Origin of the sequence: Qipengyuania mesophila (assembly GCF_019711655.1) — a bacterium.
Lineage (GTDB): Bacteria > Pseudomonadota > Alphaproteobacteria > Sphingomonadales > Sphingomonadaceae > Qipengyuania > Qipengyuania mesophila.
This window is the reverse complement of the sequence record NZ_JAIGNU010000007.1, coordinates 1-1646: the sequence shown is the minus strand read 5'-3', so window position 1 is coordinate 1646 and position 1646 is coordinate 1. Positions and strand designations below refer to the sequence as shown.

2 protein-coding genes and 2 pseudogenes are annotated in these 1646 nt (G+C 58.4%); 1 reads left to right on the top strand and 3 read right to left on the bottom strand.

Features of this window, described 5'->3' with window-relative positions:
* Together K3181_RS15530 and K3181_RS15525 are read right to left on the bottom strand one after the other, a co-directional pair.
* Positions 1-317 (bottom strand): annotated as a pseudogene (locus K3181_RS15530) (TrkH family potassium uptake protein); the annotation flags it as partial.
* A 175-nt stretch (positions 318-492) separates the two neighbouring features.
* Positions 493-753 (bottom strand): hypothetical protein, encoded by a 261-nt coding sequence (locus tag K3181_RS15525; protein WP_221604044.1) that lies wholly within the window; start codon positions 751-753, stop codon positions 493-495.
* Positions 754-924: 171 nt separating this feature from the next.
* Between K3181_RS15525 and K3181_RS15520 the strand changes: the two genes are divergently transcribed.
* On the top strand, positions 925-1284 hold the full coding sequence (locus tag K3181_RS15520) for a response regulator (protein ID WP_221604043.1): 360 nt from the start codon (positions 925-927) through the stop codon (positions 1282-1284).
* A gap of 32 nt (positions 1285-1316) precedes the next feature.
* Here K3181_RS15520 and K3181_RS15515 read toward each other — a convergent pair.
* Positions 1317-1646, bottom strand: a pseudogene (locus K3181_RS15515) (D-alanine--D-alanine ligase family protein); the annotation flags it as partial.

Genomic DNA, 1646 nt, shown 5'->3' with positions numbered 1-1646 from the left:
GCCATGCGGTCGCGCAAGCCGAAGCCTCTTCCTGCCATCAGCCCCAGCAACGTGGCTGCCGTCATTATCCCAAGGCCACCCAACTGAAACATCAACAGGATGGCTCCTTGCCCGAATGGCGACCAATAGGTCGGTGTATCGACCACGATGAGACCGGTCACTGCGACCGCCGACGTGGCTGTGAACAGGGCAGTCAGAAACGGGGCACGTATGCCTTCAGTGGTGGCCCAAGGGAGACTAAGCACAAGCGTTCCCAGTGCGATGGCGCAGAGGAAGAGCACCGGTATCAGGCGGATGGGATCGCGAAGACCACGCATCGGGTGCCTTTGGCGTTGCTCACCGATGAGCGCAAGCCTGCGGGAGCTCGGTTTCGGACGGGATGGATTGACCGAGCCCGGCACATGTCACGAGCGGGCTGGCCGTCAACGACCGTAACATTAGAAATTCTGAATCGCGTGCCATCTGCCATCCAGCACCCCAATCGGTCTTCGATCAGTTCAGCTCGTTCAGCTGGTCGATCAGAGCAGCTATTTGCTCGACGGCCTGACGGGTTTCTCCGTCGTGCCTTGTGGCATCTGCACGAACAAAGTCGCCCACCGAGGGATGCGCGATGTATTTCACCGCGGCTGCGCGATAAGCCATCATGGCCTTATGCAGCGCGTCGAGGCTCGTTGGTTTCCCGTTCTTTGCAGCGATTGCCTTTTCGGCCACCTCGCGGGCACGAGCAGCTAGATCGTCAAGCCCATCTTGCATGCACGGCCTCCCTTCATCGATGTGCAAGATGTTGTAATTGCCAGCTTGTGCAAAAGAGCAACAGCGTTAACTAAACTTCAGAATGCAGGAACGAAACGGCCTCGCAAAGCCTTCGGGCCAGTGCTGGGTCGCTTCAGCCGGTGCGATAGTTTGAGTCTCCAACCTACAATCTTGATCGTCGAGGACGAGCCGCTAATCCGCCTCGCTCTCATGGACATGTTCGAAGGCGCGGGCTTTGCGGTGCTCGAAGCGGGCGATGCATCCGAAGCGATGGCGCTGCTCGACACCTACGCAGGTAGGATCGGGATCTTGCTCACGGACATCAGGCTGGGAGATGGGCCTGACGGCTGGGATGTGGCCCGCCATGCCCGATCACAGCTTGAAGACCTCCCGATCGTGTTTGTTTCAGGAGACAGCGTGGGCGATTGGCATGAGGCCGGCTTCGACCGAAGCGTAATGTTGGCCAAGCCTGTCGCTGACGGAGATTTGCTCGCGGCAGTTCGGACAGGCTTGGAAGGTATTAAGCAATAATTGGGCGGCGCGACTGATTGAGCCCAACTGGCTCAATTTTGCATTAATCCGTTGCGCCGCCAGCTTTCGGCAAGCAGCGTTTCGATCAGATCGGCATGGCTGAAGCCCGCATGGGCGGCGGCCTTGGCCATGACCTTTTCCGACCAGAGATTGCAGTTGAGATTGATCTCGATGAAATTGATGTCGCCGGTCTTGAGATCGAGGCGGAATTCGATGCGGCCGTAGTCGAAGGGCAGAAATTCCTGCGCGACCTTCTTCGCCATGGCCTCGATCCGCGGCGCGAGTTCGGGATCTTCGAACCGCTTGAGCGCGGCCTTTTCCTTGTTTTCGACGAGATCGCGCTTCTCGTAATAGGTCCACAG

Coding starts and splice junctions, on each gene's coding strand:
- K3181_RS15525 (WP_221604044.1), bottom strand. CDS start 753: ATGCAAGATGGGCTTGACGATCTAGCTGCTCGTGCCCGCGAGGTGGCC.